We start from the raw sequence: 23677 nt of genomic DNA, 5'->3' as shown, positions 1-23677 counted from the left end.
CCCTCCAGTACCTTGCGCGCAGGGAAGCGGCAGGGTAGCGGAGGGCCCTGATGCTTCGTGCTCGGTTTCGACGGGGGCGGGTCAGGAGCCATGCACGGGATAGAGCAGCCGGGCGCTGCGGCCCAAAACCGCGGGAAAGTAGCGGTTTATTTTCTGAGCTTTACCTAACCTCGGCGGGCAAGGTTACTGCTGACCCGATGCGGGCCGGTGTGCAAGCGGTGCTGTTTTTCTTGTTGGAGCAGTACTTCCCGGCCCATTCCATCAGTTATTTCCTGGGTAGTGAAGCGGCCGATGCGGGCCTCACGGTACTTACCGTAGTTATTTTTGCCGGGCCTCTACTCGTTTCCTGGCTGAGGCAGCGGGTTGCCGGGCAACAACTAGCATCATGGGCCAGGCATTGGTACTCGCATTACATGAGTGCTTGCATTCCGGGCCGGTGCAGGACGAACTCGTAGGTAGCGTACCGGCTCGGGAGCTGCGCCCTAGCAAGCTTACCCAAGGCCTGGGGCTACCTGGCCTGACTGCTGCGGAACATCACTTGAAAATCAGTTTCTTTGAGGGAGTTCATTTCGACTTTCTTCCTTCATGCCTACTCGCCGTAAGTTTCTCTCCTCCTCAGCTGCTGGCTTGGCTGCGCTGGCTGCCAGTCCCTCCGCGGAAGCCCTGAGCCTGCCCCCACTGCCCGTAGCCGGTAAACCGCTGGTAATTTCCACCTGGGATACGGGCTTGTCGGCCAACCTGGGCGCTTGGAAGGTGCTCAGCAAGGGTGGCCGGGCCCTGGATGCGGTAGAGGCCGGCGTGATGGTAACGGAAGCCTCCCAGAACTGCTGCGTGGGCCTGGGTGGCAACCCCGACCGGGAAGGCATCGTGACCCTGGACGCCTGCATCATGGACGACCAGTTCAACTGCGGCAGCGTGGCGGCCCTGGAGCGCATTAAGCACCCTATTAGTGTGGCCCGGCGCATAATGGAACGCACCCCGCACGTGATGCTGGTAGGGGAGGGCGCCCAGCAGTTTGCCGTGGCCCAGGGTTTCCCGCTGGAGGCCCAAAAGCTCAGCCCTGATGCGGAAAAGGCATACAAGGAGTGGCTCAAAACCAGCCAGTACAAGCCCGTGGTCAATATTGAAAACTCGGGCAGCAAGAAAGGCACGGGCCCGGTGGGTGGGGTCAACAACCACGATACTATTGCCATGCTGGCCCAGGATGCCCAGGGGCGCCTCAGCGGCAGCTGCACCACCAGCGGCATGGGCTTCAAAATGCGCGGCCGCCTCGGCGACTCTCCCCTCATCGGCTCCGGGTTGTTTGTGGATAATGCCGTGGGGGCCGCCGCCGCTACGGGCCAGGGCGAAGACGTGATTCGCATAGCCGGGGCCCACACGGTAGTGGAGCTGATGCGCCAGGGAATGAGTCCGAAAGCGGCCTGCAAAGCGGCCATTGAGCGGGTAGCCAACATCAAGGGCGACAAGGCCAAGGACATTCAGGTGTGCTTCATTGCTATTAGTGCCCAGGGCCAACACGGCGCCTTTGCCCTGCAAAAAGGCTTCAGCTACGCCGTCTGCGACGCCCAGAATCAGCAGCAGCTTATCCAGGCCGAGTACCTGCTGAAATGAGCCTGACCCTGGAAATCTGCGCGGGCTCGGTGCAGTCGGCCGTGGCGGCGCAGGCGGGGGGCGCGCACCGCATAGAGCTGTGCCAGAGCCTGGAACAGGGTGGCATCACGCCCTCCTACGGCACTATTGAGCGGGTACTGGCTTTGCTTGCTGTCCCCGTGTTTGTACTGATTCGGCCTCGGCCGGGCAATTTCGTGTACGATGCCGAGGAACTGGCTGTTATGGCGGCTGATATCCGGCAGTGCCGCGCCCTAGGCTGCGCGGGCGTGGTGCTGGGGGCTTTGGATACAGCGGGGCGCGTAGATTTTGCGGCTTGCCAAATGCTCGTGGAAGTGGCGGGGCCTCTGCCGGTAACGTTTCATCGTGCCTTTGATGCCTGCCCCGACCAGCGTCAAGCCCTCGAAGATATTATCAGCCTGGGTTGCCAGCGCCTGCTAACTTCCGGGGGGCAGCCCACTGCGCCGCACGGGCAGCAGCAGCTCGCCGCGTTGGTGCAGCAGGCCGCTGGGCGCATCAGCATCATGCCCGGCTCGGGAGTTACGCCCGCTACCCTTCAGGAGCTGGTGCGGCACACCGGGGCCCGGGAGTTTCACGCCAGCGCCAAACGGCTGCTTCCACCTCTGCCCGCAGCTAAAGCCACCGAGTTTGACGCGCCGCGCTGGGAAACCGATGCTGCCGTTGTGCGGGAATTGGTGGCGCGTCTGGATGCTGCTTAAGCAATGTCATTGCCCGTCTTACCCTCTGCGCATACGGCTTACGCCGGGCGGAAGCCTGGAAGCCGCTGGCGGCAAACGACTGGCGTTACCACTATTTTAATGGCGTATGAAGTTCCGTAAAGCTACTCTCACTCTGGCCCTGCTCACCGCCGCTACCGGCCTGCCCCTACGGGCCCAAAATCAAGGCGTGCACCAGCAGTCCAGCCAGTACGAAGCACCCACTGACCCGCTGGTGCGGCAGAAGCTGGAGAAGTGGCAGGACCAGAAATTCGGGCTGATTTTGCACTGGGGCCTGTACGCCGTGCCGGGCATCATTGAGTCGTGGGAGCTGTGCTCGGAAAGCTGGATTGAGCGGGACAGCACCGTGGCGTATGAGGACTATAAAAAGCGGTATTGGGGCCTGAGCCAGCAGTTCACCCCCACCAAATTCGACCCCGAGCAGTGGGCCCGCGTGGCCCGGCAGGCCGGCATGCGCTACCTGGTGTTCACCACCAAACACCACGATGGTTTTGCCATGTTCGACACTAAACAGTCGGACTTTAGCATCACCCAGGGGCCGTTCCGCAGCAACCCGCGCGCCAATGTGGCCAAGTACGTGTTCGAGGCATTCCGGAAGGAAGGCTTCATGCTGGGAGCCTACTTCTCCAAGCCCGACTGGCACTCGGAGAACTTCTGGTGGCCCAAGTACGCCACGCCCGACCGCAACGTGAACTACGACATCCGCAAGTATCCCTGGCGCTGGCAGCAGTACCAGCAGTTCACCTACAACCAGATTAGCGAGCTGATGCACGACTACGGCTCCCTGGATATTCTGTGGCTGGATGGGGGCTGGGTGCGGCCCCGCGAAACGGTGAATGCTGAAGTTCGGGCCTGGGGCGCCCCCATTCCAGAGTTCAGCCAAGACGTGAATATGCCCCGCATTGCCGCCATGGCCCGCCAGGCCCAGCCCGGCCTGCTCATGGTCGACCGCACCGTGCACGGCCCCTACGAAAACTACCAGACCCCCGAACAGCGCGTGCCCGACCACAAAATCGACAACCCATGGGAAAGCTGCCTGACGCTGGCCAACAACTGGGGCTACGTGCCCAACGACCAGTACAAGTCGCCCACCCGCATTATTCACTCCCTGGCGGAAGTGGTAGCCAAAGGTGGCAGCCTGCTGCTGGGCGTGGGCCCGAAACCCGATGGCACCCTGGCCGACGAAGCCGTGACGCGCCTCCGGGAAATTGGCCAGTGGCTGGACGTGAACGGGGCCGCCATCTACAACACCCGCACCACCGCGCATTACCAGGACGGCCGCACCTACTTCACCCAAAGCAAAACGGGCACGCGCTACGCCATTGCCTGTTTGGCAGAAGATAAGCCCACGCCCACCGTGGTAGAATGGGCCGGCAACGCCCCAAAGAAAGGCAGCCGAATGACCTTGCTGCAAACCGGCAAGCCCGTAACGTGGACCCGGCAGGGAAACAAGGTGCGGGTGACGCTGCCCGCGACGCTGGCCAAACAAGCCGGGGCGTATCCGGCCCTGGCGTTTGCCTTCACGGCGGAGCAGTAACGGGGGCTGCCAGCAAATACGCATGTCATGCAGAGCCGGAGGCGAAGCATCTCGCGTGCTGTTGTTGCCAAACTATTCAAACGTCAGCACGCGAGATGCTTCGCCTCCGGCTCTGCATGACGTGCTCAGAATACCACATCCAGCAAGCATTACTCCTTAATTTACGAATGCGTCAACTCTTCCTCCTCGGGCTATACTTCCTCAGTATGGCCGCCCATGCTCAACCGGCCCAGCCGCTGTACAAGGACGGGAAAGCACCCATCGAAACCCGCGTGCAGGACCTGCTGGGGCGCATGACGGTGGAGGAAAAGGTGGGCCAGCTTTCCACGGTGCTGGGCTGGGAAATGTACCAGAAGGAGGGCCGGCAGGTGGGCACCAGCGCGGCCTACCGGAAGGCCGTGGATGAGCGCCACATCGGGGGACTGTGGGCTACCCTGCGCGCCGACCCCTGGACCCGCAAAACCCTGACTACCGGCCTCAACCCCACGCAGGCGGCCCAAGCTGCCAACGCTTTGCAGAAGTACGCCGTGGAGCACACCCGGCTGGGCATTCCGATGTTTCTGGCCGAGGAGTGCCCCCACGGCCACATGGCCATTGGCACCACCGTATTCCCCACGGCCATTGGGCAGGGCAGCACCTGGAACCCGGCGTTGCTGGGGCGCATGGCGGCGGCCATTGCCACGGAAGTGCGTGTGCAGGGCGGCCATATCGGCTACGGGCCGGTGCTGGACTTAGCCCGGGAGCCGCGCTGGTCAAGGGTGGAGGAAACCTACGGCGAAGACCCGGTGCTCACCAGCCAGCTGGGCGCGGCCGTGGTGCAGGGCATGCAGGGCAGTAGCCTGAAAAGCGGCCGAAACGTCATTTCCACGCTCAAGCATTTTGCTGCTTATGGAGTACCGGAAGGTGGCCACAATGGCGGCAGCATCAGTACGGGAGTTCGGGAACTGTACCAGAGTTTTCTACCACCGGTACACGCCGCGGTGCAGGCCGGGGTACAGTCTATCATGACTTCCTATAACTCCATCGACGGGGTGCCGTGCTCGGCCAGTGAGTTCCTGCTGACGGATGTGCTGCGCCGGCAGTGGGGCTTCCAGGGCTTTACCGTGTCCGATTTGGGCAGCATCAGCGGCATCATGACCAGTCACCACGTGGCGGCCACTCCGGCCGAGGCGGCGGCCCTGGCCATCAACGCTGGCCTCGACGACGACCTGAGCGGCTACGGCTACGATAAGGCTTTGCTGGACGCCCTCAAGCAGAAGCTGGTTTCTGCCGAAACCCTGGACCGGGCCGTGGGGCGGGTGCTGCGCCTGAAGTTTGAAATGGGCCTGTTTGAAAACCCGTACGTGGATGTTCGCCAGGCGGCCCGGCAGGTAAACAGCCCGGCCCATGTGCAGCTGGCCCGGCAGGTAGCGCAGGAATCCGTGGTGCTGCTGAAGAACAAGCAAAACCTGCTGCCGCTGGCCAAATCCCTGCAACGCATTGCCGTCATCGGCCCCAACGCCGATAACCTGTATAACCAGCTCGGCGACTACACCGCGCCCCAGCCCGCAAGCAACATCGTGACAGTGCTGGAAGGCATCCGGGCGAAAGTATCGGCGGCCACGCAGGTAACGTACGTGAAGGGCTGCGCCATTCGGGATACGTCCAGCGCTGATATTGCCGCGGCCGTAGCCGCCGCCCGCCAGGCCCAGGTGGCCGTGGTGGTGCTCGGTGGCTCCAGTGCCCGCGACTTCAAAACCGAGTACCAGAGCACCGGCGCCGCCACCGTAGCCACCGGCCCCCAGGCCCTCAGCGACATGGAAAGCGGGGAAGGTTACGACCGGGCCACGCTGGATTTGCTGGGCCGCCAGCAGGAACTGTTGGAGGCAGTAGTGGCCACCGGCACACCGGTAGTGGTGGTGCTCATCAAAGGCCGACCATTGAATCTGAACTGGATGGCCGCCCACGTACCCGCCATGCTCGATGCCTGGTACCCCGGGCAGGAAGGCGGTAACGCCGTGGCCGACGTGCTGTTCGGCGACTACAACCCGGCCGGCCGCCTGCCCATTTCGGTGCCCCGGCATGTGGGCCAGCTACCGGTGTACTACAACGCCCCGCGCCCCGCCCGCCAGAGCTATGTGGAACTGGATTCCAAGCCGCTTTACAGCTTCGGCTATGGCCTCAGCTACTCTCAATTCGCGTATTCCGGCCTGCGCGTAACATCCACCGAAAGCAGCGGCGCAGTGAGTGTAGCGGTGCGCTTCACCGTCAAGAACACCAGCGCCCGCGCCGGCGACGAAGTAGCTCAGCTTTACCTTCGCGACGACGTAAGCTCCGTGGTGACGCCGGACAAGCAGCTCCGCAAGTTTCAGCGGCTCTATCTGAAAGCCGGCGAACAAAAGGAGGTGCAATTCGACCTAACGGCCGAGGATCTGATGCTGCTTAACCAGCGGCTGGAGTGGGCCGTAGAGCCCGGCGCTTTCACGGTGATGATAGGCGCGGCGTCGGATGATATTCGTCTGCAAGGGCAGTTCAGCGTGAAGCAGCTCATCACCGTGTCGACCACTGCGCTGTAGAAGTGAACCGCCTGTGGTGCTAACCCCGGAACCTCATGCAGAGCCGGAGGCGAAGCATCTCGCGTGCTGACGTTGAGTCACCATTGTAACGTCAGCACGCGAGATGCTTCGCCTCCGGCTCTGCATGACGGAAGACGCGGATTCTTGGCTGTATTGTGGCGGGCAGTTGGGAGCAGACGTGGTCGGCTTGAACGTAAGCCAGATAGGCGCTTTTCGCCTGCTTCACTGCGCTTTTGTAAATAGTTTGCCTGAGCGCGCGGGCTAATCAGTAATTTGAAGCGCAAAGCCTTACCAACTGAAAATACACCGGCTCAACCTGCATGCAGCAACCCAAGTACATCGGCATCGACATTGGCGGCACCAAAATCCATATCGGTGTGGTGCAGAATGGGGCGGTAGTGCAGGAGAAACGGTTTGAAACGGCCGCCGCTGCCCCACAGGAGCAGATTCTGGCGGAACTGGCCAACCATCTCGAAGAACTGATAGACGCCGATGTAGCCGGTGTTGGTATCGGGACACCGGGGCTGGTGGAGGAGGAAAACGGCATCATCTACAACGTGCAGAACATCCCGTCCTGGCAGCAGGTGCCGCTCAGGCAGTTTCTCGCGGGCCGCTTCGGGAAGCCCGTGTACATCACCAACGATGCCAATGCCTTTGCCGTGGGCGAGAAAATGTACGGGCAGGGCCGGCCGTATGCCCACTTGGTCGGGCTGGTGCTGGGCACCGGCGTAGGGGCGGGACTCATCCTCAACCACGATGTGCACGCCGGGGTGCTGTCCAGCGCCGGGGAGTTTGGCTGCCTGCCTTACCGGGATAAAACCTTTGAGGAGTACTGTAGCGGTAAGTTCTTTACCCAGCAAACCGGCCGTCCGGGTTCGGAGTGGCACGCCCTGGCCCGGCAGGGCGACCCGGCCGCGTTGGCGGTGCTCACGGAGTACGGCCGCCACCTGGGCCACCTCATCAAAAGTATCCTGTTTACGGTGGCTCCGCAGGCTGTTTTTCTGGGTGGCTCGGTCAGCAAGTGCTTTGCGTATTTTCAAGAGGGCCTGCACGAAAGCCTGCGGGAATTTCCTTTTCCGAAGGTGGTGGAGCAGCTGGTGGTTGCGCCTTCCACCCTGGATAATGCGGCCGTCCTGGGTGCCGCGGCCTTGTGCCATTTAAAGCAGGAGCTACCTTCCCATCCTTCTACCGCGCCTTCCTTGTGAGAAAGAAAACCTGGCTGCCTCTGGCCGCATTACTAGGCCTGTCCGGAGCCGTTTCCGCTCAGCAACCGGCCGCAAACCCGGCCGCTACTTCTATCATTCCGCAGCCGGTGCGCCTCACGGCGGGCCGCGGGAGCTTTGCTGTTACCAAGGCCACCAAAATCTTTGTCGACCCCAAAAACGAGGAACTGCGCCGCATTGGTGAGGCGCTGAGCCAGGATATCAAACGGACTTCGGGTGTGCAGCCTCAGGTGGTGGCCACGCCAGCTAAAGCCAGCGCGGGCAGCATCCGCCTAACGCTGCGGCCCGCGCTGGATACGCTGGGCGCGGAAGGGTACACGCTCAGTGTGCAGCCCGCGCAGGTGGTACTGGCCGCCGGTAATGCCCAGGGCGTATTTCGGGGTTTACAGACCATCCGGCAGCTGCTGCCCACCCAGCGCACTACGGCCGTGAGCCTGCCGGCGGTGGAGGTAGCCGACAAGCCCCGCTACCAGTGGCGGGGCATGCACCTGGATGTCAGCCGGCATTTCTTTGGGGTGGAATTCGTCAAGAAGTACATTGACTACCTGGCTCTGCACAAGATGAACACCTTCCACTGGCACCTCACCGACGACCAGGGTTGGCGCATCGAAATCAAGAAATATCCCAAGCTGACCTCGGTGGGCGGCTGGCGCGACGGCACGCTCATCGGCCACTATACCGACCAGCCCCACCAGTTCGACAACATCCGCTACGGCGGCTTCTACACTCAGGAGCAAATCAGGGAGGTGGTGAAGTACGCCCAGGAGCGGTACATCACGGTGGTGCCGGAAATTGAGATGCCCGGCCACGCCGTGGCGGCGCTGGCGGGGTACCCGGAGCTGTCGTGCACGGGCGGGCCGTTTAAGGTGGAGCGGCTGTGGGGCGTGTTCGATGATATTTTCTGCGCCGGCAACGAGCAGACGTTCACGTTTCTGCAGGACGTGCTGACGGAGGTGATGCCCCTGTTTCCGGGCAAAATCGTGCACATCGGCGGCGACGAAGCGCCCAAAACCCGCTGGCACAGCTGCCCCAAGTGCCAGGCCCGCATGAAGGCCGAGGGGCTGAAGGACGAGCACGAATTGCAGAGCTACTTCGTGCAGCGCATGGAGAAATTTGTCAACTCCAAGGGCAAGAGCATTATTGGCTGGGATGAGATTCTGGAAGGCGGTTTGGCTCCCAACGCCGCCGTAATGTCGTGGCGCGGGCAGGAGGGCGGCACCACCGCCGCCCGGCAGCAGCACAACGTGGTGATGACGCCCGGCTCCCATTCCTACTTCGACCATTACCAGGGCCTGCCCGAGCTGGAGCCGCTGGCCTTCGGTGGCTACCTGCCGCTGTCGAAAGTGTACACCTTCGAGCCCACGCCCAAGGAGCTGACGGCCGCCGAGCAGCGGTACATTCTAGGCGGGCAGGCCAACATCTGGACCGAGTACATTCCCACGGAGCAGCAGGTGGAGTACATGGCGTTTCCGCGCATGTCGGCGCTGGCCGAGGCGCTCTGGTCGCCGGCCCGGCTGCGCAACTGGCCCGATTTCCAGCAGCGCATGCGGCAGCAGTACCGCCGCTACGAAGCCTGGGGCGCCAACTACGCCCGCAGCGCCTTCAACGTGCGCCAGCAGCTCACCCTCGACCCCGCCCAGCGCACTACCTTAGTTACGCTGCAGATGGACGCCGCCGGCCCGCAAATCCGATACACCCTGGATGGCTCCGCGCCCACGGCCAGCTCGCCGGTCTATACCCAGCCGTTCCTGGTTTCCAGCTCGGCCGTTATCAAAGCGGCTTCCTTTGAAGATGGCAAGCTGGCGGGCAAAGTCTCGACGCGGGAGCTGCTCGTGCACAAGGCCTTTGCCACGCCCGTAACGCTGGCCAATGAGCCAAACAAAATATACACCGGCTCCGGCCCCTTCACGCTGGTAAACGGGCAGAAAGGCTCCACCAATCACGCCGACGGGCAGTGGCTGGGCTTCTACGGCACCGACCTGGTAGCCACCCTGGACCTGCAAAAGCCCACCGAAATCAACACGGTTACCAGCACCTTCCTGCGGGCCGTGGGTTCCGGGATTCAGCTGCCCACCAGCGTGGAAGTGGCCGTTTCGGAGGATGGCAAAACCTACAGACCCGTGTACTCGGCTCCCGTTCCGGTGCCGGCCGCGCAAGTGAAGCCCGCCGTCAGTGAAGTGCGGGCCGACCTGAAAAAAACCACGGCCCGGTTTGTCCGGGTTACGGCCAAAAACGCCCAGGCTCCCGGCGCCGCCAAACCTAATACCTGGCTGTTCGTGGATGAAATTGCGGTGCAGTAGCGTGTTGCCTATAGGCCATGCCCGTAAGCCTTGACAGACCGTCATGCTGAGCTTGTCGAAGCATCTCTACCGCTTCGTTTACCCTGAATCGTTCGGTAGAGATGCTTCGACAAGCTCAGCATGACGGTCTTTTTTGTGCATTGGCTACATTTCTAAGCTGAACTCCTTCGGATGAAGAAACATCTACTTGCGCTGCTGCTTACGTTAATCGTTTGGCCCCTGGCCGCGCAGCAGCGCTACGAGCTGAACGCGGGTTGGTTGGCTCAGCCCATTGCCAAGGTACCGGTGCAGGGGCCGCAACTCTCGCAGCCTGCCTACCCGCTCACGGGCTGGCTGCCGGCCGTGGTGCCGGGCACGGTGCTGACTACCCAACTGACCAACAAGCAGGTGCCCGACCCGTTTTTCGGGATGAACAACCAGCGTATCCCCGACATCTACCGCACCGGGCCGGGCTACTACACGTACTGGTTTGTCAGGGATTTTCAGGAAGCTCCTGCCTCTGGCACCGGCCAGGTATGGCTGCACTTGCGGGGCGTGAACTATAGCTGTGAGGTGTACCTAAACGGGCAAAAGCTCAACCAGCAGACGCACCGCGGCATGTTCCTGCGTCAGGCCTACAACATCACGCCCCACTTAGCCCCGGATGGCCGCAACCGCCTGGCCGTGCTGGTGTACCCGCCCGACCCGGTGGGCAACCCCAACGGCGGGCAGGCCGGCGACGGTACTATTGCCCGCAACGTGGCTCACCAGTACGTGGCCGGCTGGGACTGGATTCAGCCCATCCGGGACCGGAACACGGGCATCTGGGACAAAGTGACGATTGAAAAAACCGGAGCCGTCAACCTCCGGAATCCGCACATCATCACCCGCGTGCCCGGCCTGCGCAAACCCACCGGCCCCCAGCCGCCGGCCCTGCTCGACGTGACAGCCGAGCTGGAAAACCCAACCGAAAAAAAGGTAACGGGCACGCTCCAGTACACCATCGACGGGCAGACGGTGCGGCAGAAAGTGACCCTGCCGGCCCGCGCCACCCAGCTGGTGCGCCTGCCTACGCTCACGCTTTCCAACCCTAAGCTGTGGTGGCCGAACGGGTACGGTGCCCAGCCTCTCTATGCTTCGCAGCTACAGTTTCTGGTGGGTAAAACGGTGTCGGATGCGGAGGAGGTGACGGTGGGGGTGCGTGAGATACAGCGCGAGTGGAACGCCCGCACCCAGAGCATGCAAGTGCTGGTGAATGGGCAGCGCATCTTCATTAAGGGAGGCAACTGGATTATTTCCGACGCCCTGCTGCGCTTCTCCGACGCCCGTTACGACGCGGAAATCCGCTTCCACCGGGACATGAACCTGAATCTGATTCGGGTGTGGGGCGGGGCGCTGGTGGAGCGGCCGGAGTTCTACCGGGCCTGCGACCAGTACGGGCTGCTGGTAATGCAGGACTTCTGGATGACGGGCGACGCCAATGGCCGCTGGGTAGACCCTTTGAAGCTCGACGACCAGTACGCCCGCCGTCAGTATCCCCAGGACCACGGCCTGTTCCTGCGCTCGGCCGCCGACCAGGTGAAGCTGGTGCGCAACCACGCCTCCCTGGCCATCTGGTGTGGGGGCAACGAAATCACACCGCCTCGGGATATTCTCACGGCCCTGCAGGATTCCATTCTGCCCCAGCTGGACGGCACGCGCTGGTTTGTGCCCTACTCCAACGCCGACAGCATGTCGATGAACACCCTGGGCGGGGGCGGCGACGGGCCTTACACCATTCAGCCCATCGGCCGCTTCTGGAGCCAGCGCACCTACCCGTTCAACTCGGAAGTAGGCTCGGTGGGCGTGGGCGACGTGGAGTCCTTGGAGCGGTTTCTGCCGGCTGCCAACTTGGTGCCGCCCCGGTTTACGGGCACCCCGGCCCGGCCCGCCGAGCAGGTGGATTCGGTGTGGGACTATCATAAGTACATCGGCTACGAAAACTACCTGCTGCCTTACGGGGCGCCCACCGATGCCCGCGACTTTGGCCGCAAAGCCCAGCTGGTAAACTACGAGCAGTACCGGGCCCTGATGGAGGGCTTCAGTGCCCACATGTGGGACTGGTACACGGGCAGCATCATCTGGAAAACCCAGAACCCCTGGACTGCCCTGCGCGGGCAGATGTATGACTACTACCTCGACCCCAACGCCTGCCTCTACGGCCTGCGCACCGGCAGTGAGCCCCTGCACGTGCAGTACAACCCCGTGGATAGCGTGGTGATGCTGACCAACAACGGCTTCGAGGTGCAGCGTGACCTGATGCTGGAGGTGGACGCCTACGACATGGCCGGCCAGAAGAAAAGCATCACCCAGGTAGTGGTCGAAATCAACCCGTCGATGTCGAAGAAATACCTGCCCATTAACGGCACGGTGCGGCAGCTGGCCCGGGAGAAAGGCATGTTTCTGTCGTTGCAGCTCCTGAACCTGAGCAAGCAGCCCGTCAGCCAGAATCTGTACTGGCTGCCCGATGCCAAAGGCGAATACTCCGGCCTGAAAACCATGCCGAAAGCTGCCCTGCAAGTGGTTGCGAAGTCGGTAGAAACAGGCAAGGTAGAAGTGGTGCTGACTAACCCGGCCGGCGCGCCGGTGGCTTTCTTCAACCGTCTGGCCCTCGTAAACCCCGCCACTCAGAAGCGCATTCTGCCCGTGTTCTACTCCGATAATTACGTGTCGGTACTGCCGGGCAAGCAAAAAACCGTGCTGCTGGATTACACGCCGACCTCTGACGTGCCCGCGCCGGTGGTGGCAGTGGAAGGCTGGAATGTGGTGAAGCAGCTGGTGCCCGTGGCCCTCAAGTAGGCAGGTTTCTGAAAAACCAGAACGTCATTTCGAGCATGTGGCACATCAAGTCAGTTTCTGAGGAATCTCCCATGCCTCGTCATTGGCATCGACGGGTCTTTATTACGTTTTCGAAAGCACTACTCTAATGCGTCAATCAGATTTGCCCGAACGGTGGAAAATCAAGCTGCGAGACTACCTGACTGAGAAAGGGAGTGAACGTGCAACGCTCAGCGCCTCTGATTTTCCGCTTGACTCCGTCGTGCGCATAGTGTTTGAAGATGACTCCAAAGTTGAGTTCAAATATGCATTCGTTATTGAAGCGCCTGAATTCAAAGAAGTAGGTGTATTCACCGAACATTGTGGCCATCATTTATTCCAACTACATGAAGGAATTAGCCTGACAGTAGAAAGGCAATAGAAATGCCCCGGCGTCTCTCCACACGACAGGCGACAGGTGGTATTTTCGTTAGCCGCTGATCTGGCTTACTTTTCAAAAACGTCACTCGATGCGCTCTATTCTCCGCCAAGCCCTCATTCCCGCCATTGCAGTAGCCGGTGTAGCCGCTACGGTGGCCTGCACCCGCACCCAACCGGCCCGTACGCCGGCGGCAACAACAATCAATGCCCCCGAATCCAGTCTCACGCGCTACGTGGACCCCTACATTGGTACAGGCTTCCACGGCCACGTATTTCTGGGGGCCAACTTGCCCTTCGGGGCGGTGCAGCTGGGGCCGGTTAATATTACGGAGGGCTGGGACTGGTGCTCGGGCTACCACTATTCCGATTCCACCATCGTGGGGTTTGCGCACACCCACCTGAGCGGCACCGGCATCGGCGACCTGGGCGACGTGACCGTAATGCCCACTACCGGCCCGGTACGCGTAACGGAAGGTCGGGTGAAAAACCCAGAGCGGGGCCTGCTGTCATTCTTCTCGCATAAGGAGGAAGAGGCCCGGCCCGGTTACTACGCCGTGCGCCTGAAGCGCTACGATATCCGGGCGGAGCTGACGGCCACTGAGCGGGTGGGCTTTCACCAGTACACTTTCCCCCAGTCCGACGCCTCCCACCTGGTGTTCGATTTGCAGCAGGGTATCGGGTGGGATTTGGCCACCGACACCCACATCGAGCAGCTCAACGACAGCACCCTCGTCGGCTACCGCAACTCCAAAGGCTGGGCCGAGGATCAGCGCCTGTATTTCGCGGCAGTGGTTTCGAAACCCATCCGCCAGTTCAGCAGCGTGCAGGTGCTCGATACCTTGGGCAACACCCGGCCCGCCGCCACCGGCAACCGCCTCAAGGGCGTGCTCACCTTCGCCACTCAGGCCGGCGAGAAAATAAAGCTGAAAGTAGGTATTTCGCCCGTCAGCACCGAAGGCGCGCTGACGAACATCCGGGCCGAAATTCCGCACTGGAACTTCGATAAAGTGGTGCGGCAGGCCGATGCTGCCTGGAACCGGGAGCTACAAAAGGTGCAGGTGCAGGCCAATGACACCCGCCTCAAAACTTTCTACACGGCGCTGTACCACACCATGATTGCGCCCTCGGTGTTCAACGACCACAACGGCGACTACCGCGGCACCGACAAGCAGGTACACCGCAACCCCGGCTTCACCAACCTCACCACATTTTCGCTCTGGGACACCTACCGGGCCGCGCACCCGCTGTTCACCATTCTGCAGCCCGAGCGGGTAAATGATATGGTGAGCTCCATGCTGGCCATCTACCAGCAGCAGGGCAAGCTGCCGGTGTGGCACCTGATGGGCAACGAAACCAACTGCATGGTGGGCTACAGCGCCGTACCCGTGGTAGTTGATGCCTACCTGAAGGGCTTCAAGGGCTTCGATGCCAGCCTGGCCTACGAGGCCGTGAAGGCCACCGCCATGCGCGACGAGTTCGGGCTGAAAGCCGTGAAGGCCCAGGGTTTCATTCCGGCCAACGGCGAGGTGGAAAGCGTGTCGAAAGGCCTGGAATATGCCCTGGCCGACTGGTGCATTGCCCAAATGGCCCGAAAAATGGGTAAGCAGGCTGATTACGCCTACTTCAGCCAGCGCGCCCGCAACTACCAGAACTACTTCGACAAGAAAGCCGGTTTCATGCGCGGCCGCGTTTCCCAGACCGAGTGGCGCACGCCCTTCGACCCCTTCAAATCGGTGCACATGAAAAGCGACTTCACCGAGGGCAACGCCTGGCAATACACCTGGCTGGTGCCCCAGGACGTGGAGGGGCTGATTACGCTGCTGGGCGGGGAGCAACGGTTCACGCAGAAGCTGGATTCCCTGTTTTTGGTAAAGGGCAGCATGGGCGCGGAAGCCTCCCCGGATATTTCGGGCCTTATCGGGATGTACGCCCACGGTAACGAGCCGGGCCACCACATCACCTACCTCTACAACTACCTGGGCCAGCCGTGGAAAACGGCCGACAAAGTCCGCTTCATCACCGAGAACTTCTACACCGCCAAGCCCGATGGCATCATTGGCAACGAGGACGTGGGGCAGATGTCGGCCTGGCATGTTTTTTCGACGTTGGGCTTCTATCCGCTGAATCCGGCCAATGGAGCTTACGTGTTCGGCAGTCCGGCCGTGGAGCGGGCCACCATTCGGCTGGCGGCCGGCAAAACGCTCACCATTGAGGCCAAAAACAATAGTTCGGCCAACAAGTACATCCAGCGCGTAACCCGCAACGGGCAGCCTTACTCAAAGTCCTACATCACGCACCAGGAGTTACTGCTGGGCGGCACGCTGACGTTTGAAATGGGCCCGAACCCCAGCCCCACCTGGGGCGTGGCTCCCGCCGACCGGCCGAAGTCGGTGCTGTAAAAAAGCACCTGTTATTTACTCAGAAACAAGAGTGTTTTGCCTACCGAATACAGGAACGTCATTCCTCGGCTTCGCTCGGAATGACGTTCTTCAGTTTTTTCTGCGCACTCTGGTAGACGCAAAGGCCTCATTTTCAACTTCTCCCCGCTAACACCCACTAAGCCCATGAACCGTCGTCACTTCCTTCAGGGACTCACGCTACTTTCGGGCGGCGCGCTGCTGCAACCTACCTCCGTGCTGGCCGTGGCCCCTAATTTTCCGGTGGTGCGGCCCGCGGAGGCGAAGCGGCGGTTCCGGAGCCGCGCGGTGGAGGCAGCCATCAGGGAGTTTCAGAAGAAGGTGCCCAATCAGGAGCTGGGCTGGCTGTTCGGCAACTGCTTCCCGAGTACCCTGGACACCACGGTAACCTACGCCCTGCGCGAAGGCCGGCCGGATACCTACGTCATCACCGGCGACATTGATGCCATGTGGCTGCGCGACTCCTCGGCGCAGGTGTGGCCCTACTTGCAGTTTGTGGGCAAGGATACGGAGTTGCGGCAGCTGGTGGCCGGCGTCATCAACCGCCAAACGCGCTGCATCCTCAAAGACCCCTATGCCAACGCGTTTTACGGCGACGACACGCGGGTGGGGGAGTGGAAATCGGACCTGACAGCCATGCAGCCCGGCGTGCACGAGCGGAAGTGGGAAATCGACTCGCTCTGCTACCCCATCCGGCTGGCCTACCACTACTGGAAAACTACCCGGGATACCGCCCCGTTTGATGCCGCCTGGCAGCAGGCTATCAAGCTGGTGCTGCAAACCTTCCGGGAGCAGCAGCGCAAGGATGGTTTGGGCCCCTACAAGTTCCAGCGCGAAACCGCCAAAGCCACCGATACCCAGCCCATGAACGGCTACGGCTACCCCGTGCGCCCGGTGGGCCTGATCTGCTCGGCCTTCCGCCCCAGCGACGACGCCACGCTCTATTCCTTCCTGGTGCCCAGCAACTTCTTCGCCGTTACCAGCCTGCGCCAGGCCGCCGAAATGCTGACCCAACTAGCCCAGGATACCGCTACGGCCCGGCAACTCACCGCCCTGGCCGACGAGGTAGAAGCCGCCCTGCGCCGGTACGCCATCATCGACCACCCCAAGCATGGCAAGCTGTACGCCTACGAGGTGGACGGTTTCGGCAGCCAGGTGCTCATGGATGACGCCAACGTGCCCAGCCTGCTGGCCTTGCCTTACCTGGGCGCGGTACCCGCCTCCGACCCTATTTACCAGAATACGCGGCGGTTTTTACTGTCCGAAAACAACCCGTTTTTCTTCAAGGGCCGCGCCGCGGAAGGCATTGGCGGCCCCCACGTGGGGCAGGACATGATCTGGCCCATTGCCATTACCATGCGCGGCCTCACCAGCCTCCAGGATGACGAAATCAGGGCCTGCGTGCAGAGCCTGCGCGCCACCCACGCCGGCACCGGCTACATGCACGAATCCTTCCACAAAGACGACGCCGGCAAGTTCACCCGAGCCTGGTTTGCCTGGGCCAACACCCTGTTCGGGGAGTTCCTGTGGAAGGTGTACCAGGAGAAGCCGCAGCTGTTAGCCTAATCTAATGTGCCCGACCCGGCCGCCCACAACTCGGGCAGACGCCGGTTCGGGCACATTAGATCATCTTGCAGGTTCTGTTGTCCCGGTTACGGGCCCTCGCAGCCTTCAGAACCTACCACGGGCAGGTAGCCGGGGCGGGGAAATACTCTTCGCTGAAGAACTTGCCAGTTGGGCCTTCCGGGCCGAGTAGCGCATACTTGACAATGCGTTGTCCGGCCTCTTCCACCGTGCTGCTGCCTTGGTGGCCCGTGAAATCAGTTTTGGTATAGCCCGGGCACACCGCGTTTACTTTGAAAGGAGTGTGGCGCAATGCGTGGGCCAAATGAACAGTGTACATATTCAGGGCCGTTTTCGAGGCCTGATACACCGGATACCGGTTGGCGAAATTGTCGTTGTCCAGGTCGGCGTACAGGGTCAGGGAGGCCATGGCGCTGCTCACGTTAACAATGCGCGGCTGCGCCGACTTCTCCAGCAGGTCAAGGAAGGCCTGCGTGACATCGGCCACCCCGAATACGTTGGTTTCAAACACGGTTCGGAACTGCTCCGGAGTAGCGTTCAGGGCGGTCTGCTCCATTCCGCCCGAAATGCCGGCGTTATTAACCAACACATCCAGCGCCGGCGTTTTTGCGCCAATGACCGTCCGGGCCGCCCGAATAGATGCCGGATCGGTAACGTCGAGTTGAATGGCTTCCAGATTCGTGAGTCCGGCGGCGTTGAGCTGTTGCACGGCCGCTTGGCCGCTGGCCAGGTTCCGGCTGCCCACATACACGAAAAATCCATGCTGGGCGAGGCGTTGGGCGACTTCCAGGCCAATGCCCTTGTTGGCGCCGGTTACTAATGCTGATTTCATGTGTTGGGTGAGGTGAATAAGAGTAGAAAAAGTAGGTAGCAGGACTCTTTCGGCCAGCTTTTGGGCAAGGGCATAGCACTACCCACAAGGTCCCTACTAAGGCCTTGTAGCGCATGTGACAAGAATTGAGAGGGGGCAGGAGAAGCTCGAAGTGCGGGGGCGCCTTCCCTCGTTTACCGACAAATCAGTTTCTATAGCCGGCACAGGGCTAGGCCCTTTACCAGTGCCCGTGACAAGCTCGGGTTAACCAGCTGCCGATTGGTCGTTCTGTTGCCCAGACAGGGCCGTTGGGGAGTAGCCAAATTGCTTTTTGAAGGCGTAGGAGAAGTGGGCCAGGTTCTCGAAGCCCACTTCCAGGTACAGCTCCACGGGCCTTCGACGTTTCTCTGCTAGCTGGTAATGCGCCAAGGCCAACCGTTTCTGAGTGAGCCAGCGTTGGGGGCTCAGTTGAAAGGCTTTCTTGAAGTCGCGCTTAAAAGTGGTCAAACTGCGACCCGTCAGGTAGCTGAATGTGGCCAGGGGCAGGTTGAACCGGTAGTTTGCTTCCATGAACTCAACCAGGTTCACTTTTCCGGGCTCAGTGAAGTTGGCCAGCACTCCGTCGCTGTGGGGGTTGAGGCTGCGCAATATTTCCAGCACCTCCGTCACTTTCACCGCCATCAGCTTTTCCGGCAACGGGTGCTGCAGCTCCAAGTAGGGCAGCAGGGAGGCAAAAAGGCTCTGCAGCAACGGGCTTTTCTGAAACAACAACAGGCTGGCAGACGCGGGTTGGCTGGGCGCCGGCGTGTGCTGGGCATAATACGTCCGCACGATGCCGGTGGGCAGTTTCAGGAGCAGCGCTTGGTAGTCGGCGCCATTCTTTGGGTACTTAATCAGCGTTGCCGGCTGCCTGCGGGGCAGCAGCAGCGTGTCGCCGGCGCCGCAGAAAAGGGTCCGGTCGGCCTGCACCACTTTCAGTTCACCGGCCAGCACACTCACCAAAGTAGTATCCTCGAAGGAGGTTTCTCCTCCATAGCGCTGGTCGCCGCGACACAGGGCCACCAGGTCCGCGTAGGGGTTTAGCTGCTTGTCGGTCATTGGAAAGTGCGGTTGGGTAGAAATGGGCCTTGCTGCAGTACATGACAAAAGTAGGCTGCCCGAAACCAAAGCGCTTTGTTCAAAAGGCCGAAGTTGCTTTGTTCAACGGTCCACTCTCCAACGCAGCAGTGCCCGGCCCCGGCGCAACCTCCCAAGCCGGGCTCCTTCGTATCCTCCCGACAGCCAGAAGCCGAGCAAACGCCAGCTGGCCATCAGCTTTCAGGCCCGCGGAAAGGCAGCAAGCTTCCCGGAGTACCTGAGCATAAGCTGGTTCGTGGCCCGGGTGCCGGCCCCGTCCAGCATCGTCCACCTCCGGAGTGCAGAGCTAGTGCGCGTTGCGGTGTCTGCCCAAGGCAGCATTGATGCCCGTGCCATGCGGGCCCCGCGCCGGCAGGGTGCTGTGAGAAGCTGCTTCTACCGGGTAGGCGCTGACACGGCTTATCAAGTAGAGCCGCCTGCAGCAGGCTACGCAGCAGGCTACGCGGAAGGCTCTACCTTTGGAGCTCGTTTTCCAAGAACAGCCCGTGATGAACGCCACTCAGCAAGAAGAAAAAGAATACCTGGAGGAGATTAAGGAGAAGCTGGGGCTGGCAGTTCGGCGGGTTGATACGGCCGTCAAGCAGTTCTCAGAAGAGCTACGCCAGAAAAAGCAGTACATCCACGAGAACCAGTCGGGCATGGATGAGGCCGATATGGTGGCCGCCGACCAGTCCATCAACCGCATGGCCTTCACGGGCGAAGGAGCCGTGGCCCGCAAGCGCCGCCTGCTCAAGCTGGGCCAGTCGCCCTATTTCGGTCGCATCGATTTTGCCCCCCAGGGCCAGGCCGCTGCGGCGGTGTACATCGGGGTGCACTCTTTTTTCGACGAGCAGCAGCGCCAAAACCTGATTTACGACTGGCGGGCCCCCATTTCCTCACTGTTCTATGATTTCGAGCTGGGAGAAGCGGCCTACGCTACTCCTTCGGGCACCATGGAAGGCACCATCGGGCTGAAGCGGCAGTACAAAATCCGGGATGGGCGCCTGGAATTTATGCTCGACAGCGACGTGAACATTCACGACGACGTGTTGCAGCAGGAGCTGGCCAAATCCTCCGACGATAAGATGAAGAACATCGTCGCCACCATTCAGCGCGACCAGAATGCGGTAATCCGCAACGAGGAGGCCACGGTAATGGTGATTCAGGGCGTGGCCGGCTCGGGCAAAACCTCCATTGCCCTGCACCGCATTGCCTTTCTGCTCTACCGCTACCGCGAAACCATTCAGGCCAAGGACATTCTGATCATCTCGCCCAACAAGGTTTTCGCCGACTACATTTCCAACGTGCTGCCCGAGCTGGGGGAGGAGCATATTCCGGAGCTGGGCATGGAGGAGTTGGCCGCCGACCTGCTGGAAAACCGCTACCAGTTCCAGACATTTTTCGACCAGGTTTCGGCCCTGCTGGAGCACCACGACGCGGCGTTTATCAAGCGGATTCGGTTTAAGTCGTCGTTTGAGTTCCTGAGCCAGCTGAACCAGTACCTGCTGCACATCGAGAATACCTATTTCACGGTGCGGGAGCTGCGCGTGGGCCGCACGGTGGTGCCGGCGGCGTTCATCCAGCAGAAATTCCGGAGCTACCACCGGGTGCCGCTGCTCAAACGGTTTGCCCTGGTAGCCAATGATGTGCGGGCCCAGGTGCGCGACGCGGCCGGCCGCAAGCTCACGGGCCAGGAAAAAGCCGCCATCGGAGAGGGCATTCCGCGCATGTTCAAGCTGCACAACGTGCCGGACCTGTACCGGGACTTTTTCCGCTGGGTGGGCCGGCCCGAGCTGCTGAAGCTGCACCCCGGCCAGCCCCTGGAATACGCCGATGTGTTTGCCCTGATTTACCTGCGCATCCGCCTGGAGGGCCTGCCCGGCTACGACCACATCAAGCACCTGCTGGTGGATGAAATGCAGGATTACACCCCCGTGCAGTACGCCGTGCTGTCCCGGATATTCCGCTGCCGCAAGACCATTCTCGGCGACGTAAGCCAGACGGTAAACCCGTACAGCGCCTCCTCGGCCGAAGCCATTGAGCGGGTGTTTCCCCAGGCCGATGTGGTCCGGCTCTACCGCAGCTACCGCTCCACCATCGAAATTACGGCCTTTGCCCAGCACATTGCGCCCAACCCCAACATCCTGCCGCTGGAGCGGCACGGGCCAGCCCCCATGGTAACGCGCTACCCCACCCGCCAGGAGGAACTGGAGGCCCTGCGCCAGCTAATTACAACCTTCAAGACCTCCGGTAGTCACTCCCTAGGCATCATCTGCAAAACCCTGGAGCAGGCTGAGCAGGCGTACGAGGCGTTGGAGGCTCCCGGCGTGCATCTGCTCACCGACGAGTCCACGAAGTTCAAGGAGGGCGTCATCATTACCACGGCCCACCTGGCCAAAGGGCTGGAGTTTGATGAGGTAGCAGTGCCCTTCGTTTCCGCCCGTAACTACACCACCGAGGTGGACAAAGGCATGCTGTATATTGCCTGCACCCGGGCCATGCACCGGCTCACGCTCACGCACACCAACGAGCCCACGGCCTTCCTGCCTGCCGGATAACCGGCGGGCCCAGGCTGTGTAGAACTAAGCTCTGCATGAAGTGCTTTCAACCGGCTATTCACAGGCCCAGGCCGAGGGTAACCTAATTCCACGCTCACGTATTCCTTCTTCTGATGCTGAAAACTGCGTATTTGCCCGGGTTGTTGCTGGTGGTGCTTAGCCTGCTGACTGTGCATCCGGCCCGGAGTCAGGGCCGCGCGGCTCCGCTGGTTATCGGCGAAACGTTCACGCTTTCCTCGGCCGCCTTGGGCGAAACCCGCCGCATCAACGTGTACCTGCCGCCCGCCTACGCCGATTCGGCCACGGCCGCCCCGCTGCCCGTGCTGTACATGCCCGATGGCGGCCTGGCTGAAGATTTTCTGCACGTGGCCGGCCTGGTGCAGGTGCTGACGGGCAACGGCACCATGCGGCCGTTCATCCTAGTGGGCATCGAAAATACCCAGCGGCGGCGCGACCTGACCGGCCCCACCACCAACCCGGAAGACCAGAAGATAGCCCCGCGTGTTGGGGGTTCCGCCGCCTACCGCGCCTTTATCCGGGCGGAGCTGATGCCCCACATCCGGCAGCGCTACCGCACCAGCCCCGAAACCGCGCTGGTAGGCGAGTCGTTGGCGGGTCTGTTCGTGCTGGAAACGTTGCTGCTGGAACCGTCCTTGTTTACTACTTACGTGGCCTTCGACCCCAGCGTGTGGTGGAACCAGGGCCAACTGGTGAGCCAACTGGAAAAGCAGCTGCGTACCCACACTGGCCCCGGCAAAACCCTGTACATCGGCTCCAGCCGCGACAACGAGAAAATACCCGAGACGCAGCGTTTGGCAATGGTGCTGCGCAAAGCTCCCCAAACCAGCCTGCGGGTACACTACCAAACTCTGCCTGCGGAAACCCACGCCACCATTTATCATCCGGCGGCGCTACAGGCCTTTCGGAGTGTATTCCAGCCCAAGCCGACTTCCGCTAGAAAGTAGTTGATTTGGGCTTACAAAGAAGGCTAAAAAGCCTATGCGGTGATTAAGTGTGCGTTGGCTGACCTGAAAAGCCCGGGCCGCGCGGCCGCCCCGGTTAGTTCTGCAGTGTGAACAAAGGCAGCGGCTTGAGCGCAGCATATTTGCCGCCCAGCTGCTCCAACTCAGCGGCGTGCACCTTCAAATAGTTGTTAAAACGAGTGGCAGCCTCATCGTAGCGGACGCGGTAGCTGACCAGGTCCGTATCGGCAGTTTGAATCTGGGTGGTGAGTTGGGCCACTACCGACCCCGGCTCGGGTTGGGCAGGCACCAGGGCGTACACCACCCGCAACAGCGAGTCCTGGGCCGTATCATACGCATCAATCCGGGCCGATTCGGCCATGGTCTGGCGGTTGTAGCGCAGGCGGGAAAGCCGGTCGTTGGCATACTGCAGACTGGCCAACTGCTGGCGGCTCGCGTTGGGCTGGGCTGTTAACTCCCGCAGCAGGCGGTTGGTGTCGCGCAGCTTGGCGTCGTCGGAAGTTTGCATTTCACTCCAGCGGGCTTCCACGCTGTCCTGCAAAATATCCAGCTGCACCTTCACCGCCTGAGCCGAAGCAGGGTCGATGGCCTTGGGCGTGCGGTTACAGCTGAGGAAACTAACGGTAACCAGCAGCAGCAAAAAAGAAGAAAGGCGCATCATAGCAGCGGTGTAAAGCGAATAGGGTAGCACATCAACGTAATTCCGGCAAAAAACGGTCAATGCAAGGTGTTAGGCTTTTAAGTAGTATCGGCCGCGGCCTGCTGCCCTGCCAAGCCGGCCCCCAACCCAGCAGCCCGGCAAGAGCAGATACCCGCCACCAGCGGAAACATAACAAGCAGGTGTCAGCAGAGTTGCGCGCTATATGAAACATATAAGGTGTTGATGCATTGATAATTACATATAAAGTTGCTAGGAAGTGTTAACAGTGGCTAGTATGTTTGGGAATGGAGTACATGTTGACCGACGCGCAGTGGGCGCGCATCGCGCCGTTACTGCCGGGCCGGGAAGGCACGAGCGGCGGGCGGGGCCAA

At 61.2% G+C, this 23677-nt stretch carries 15 protein-coding genes; 12 read left to right on the top strand and 3 right to left on the bottom strand.

The genetic code is table 11. The features are described from left to right. Window positions 1–585 precede the first annotated feature (585 nt). The 10 genes from ROI90_RS20775 to ROI90_RS20730 all read left to right on the top strand — a co-directional run bounded on the left by ROI90_RS20775 (window position 586) and on the right by ROI90_RS20730 (window position 17159). Window positions 586–1611, top strand: a complete 1026-nt coding sequence (locus ROI90_RS20775; RefSeq protein ID WP_316000207.1) for a N(4)-(beta-N-acetylglucosaminyl)-L-asparaginase — start codon at window positions 586–588, stop codon at window positions 1609–1611. Beyond that, entirely contained in the window at window positions 1608–2327 is a 720-nt protein-coding gene (locus ROI90_RS20770; protein WP_316000206.1) for a copper homeostasis protein CutC, read from the top strand. The genes ROI90_RS20775 and ROI90_RS20770 overlap by 4 nt, the downstream gene beginning before the upstream one ends. Before the next feature lie 106 nt (window positions 2328–2433). Continuing rightward, entirely contained in the window at window positions 2434–3882 is a 1449-nt protein-coding gene (locus ROI90_RS20765; RefSeq protein ID WP_316000205.1) for an alpha-L-fucosidase, read from the top strand. A gap of 167 nt (window positions 3883–4049) precedes the next feature. Beyond that, window positions 4050–6437: a glycoside hydrolase family 3 N-terminal domain-containing protein gene (locus ROI90_RS20760; protein ID WP_316000204.1), complete on the top strand. Its 2388-nt coding sequence runs from the start codon at window positions 4050–4052 to the stop codon at window positions 6435–6437. Window positions 6438–6757: 320 nt separating this feature from the next. Beyond that, window positions 6758–7642 (top strand): ROK family protein, encoded by an 885-nt coding sequence (locus tag ROI90_RS20755; protein WP_316000203.1) that lies wholly within the window; start codon window positions 6758–6760, stop codon window positions 7640–7642. After that, on the top strand, window positions 7639–9960 hold the full coding sequence (locus ROI90_RS20750; RefSeq protein ID WP_316000202.1) for a glycoside hydrolase family 20 protein: 2322 nt from the start codon (window positions 7639–7641) through the stop codon (window positions 9958–9960). Before ROI90_RS20755 ends, ROI90_RS20750 begins: the two co-directional genes overlap by 4 nt. A gap of 171 nt (window positions 9961–10131) precedes the next feature. Then, the gene (locus tag ROI90_RS20745; protein WP_316000201.1) at window positions 10132–12777 is read left to right on the top strand and encodes a glycoside hydrolase family 2 protein; all 2646 of its coding nucleotides are present in this window, start codon (window positions 10132–10134) and stop codon (window positions 12775–12777) included. Window positions 12778–12904: 127 nt separating this feature from the next. Beyond that, window positions 12905–13177, top strand: coding sequence for a hypothetical protein (locus ROI90_RS20740; RefSeq protein WP_316000200.1), 273 nt, complete (start codon window positions 12905–12907; stop codon window positions 13175–13177). An 88-nt stretch (window positions 13178–13265) separates the two neighbouring features. Beyond that, window positions 13266–15575 (top strand): GH92 family glycosyl hydrolase, encoded by a 2310-nt coding sequence (locus ROI90_RS20735; RefSeq protein ID WP_316000199.1) that lies wholly within the window; start codon window positions 13266–13268, stop codon window positions 15573–15575. A 165-nt stretch (window positions 15576–15740) separates the two neighbouring features. Then, the gene (locus tag ROI90_RS20730; protein ID WP_316000198.1) at window positions 15741–17159 is read left to right on the top strand and encodes a glycoside hydrolase family 125 protein; all 1419 of its coding nucleotides are present in this window, start codon (window positions 15741–15743) and stop codon (window positions 17157–17159) included. 112 nt (window positions 17160–17271) lie between these two features. On the opposite strand, the gene ROI90_RS20725 is transcribed toward ROI90_RS20730, so the two are convergent. Together ROI90_RS20725 and ROI90_RS20720 are read right to left on the bottom strand one after the other, a co-directional pair. Further along, on the bottom strand, window positions 17272–18009 hold the full coding sequence (locus tag ROI90_RS20725) for an SDR family oxidoreductase (protein WP_316000197.1): 738 nt from the start codon (window positions 18007–18009) through the stop codon (window positions 17272–17274). Between the two features lie 243 nt (window positions 18010–18252). Then, the gene (locus tag ROI90_RS20720; protein WP_316000196.1) at window positions 18253–19086 is read right to left on the bottom strand and encodes a helix-turn-helix domain-containing protein; all 834 of its coding nucleotides are present in this window, start codon (window positions 19084–19086) and stop codon (window positions 18253–18255) included. 527 nt (window positions 19087–19613) lie between these two features. Here ROI90_RS20720 and ROI90_RS20715 point away from each other — a divergent pair. Next, entirely contained in the window at window positions 19614–21662 is a 2049-nt protein-coding gene (locus tag ROI90_RS20715) for a HelD family protein (RefSeq protein ID WP_316000195.1), read from the top strand. A gap of 113 nt (window positions 21663–21775) precedes the next feature. Then, entirely contained in the window at window positions 21776–22627 is an 852-nt protein-coding gene (locus ROI90_RS20710; RefSeq protein WP_316000194.1) for an alpha/beta hydrolase, read from the top strand. A gap of 94 nt (window positions 22628–22721) precedes the next feature. Here ROI90_RS20710 and ROI90_RS20705 read toward each other — a convergent pair whose 3' ends face one another. After that, window positions 22722–23306: a hypothetical protein gene (locus ROI90_RS20705; RefSeq protein WP_316000193.1), complete on the bottom strand. Its 585-nt coding sequence runs from the start codon at window positions 23304–23306 to the stop codon at window positions 22722–22724. Window positions 23307–23677: the final 371 nt, after the last annotated feature.

Source organism: Hymenobacter endophyticus, from assembly GCF_032464715.1.
Classification (GTDB): domain Bacteria; phylum Bacteroidota; class Bacteroidia; order Cytophagales; family Hymenobacteraceae; genus Hymenobacter; species Hymenobacter endophyticus.
Note: the sequence above shows the minus strand (reverse complement) of the source record. Positions and strands in the feature narration are given on the sequence as shown.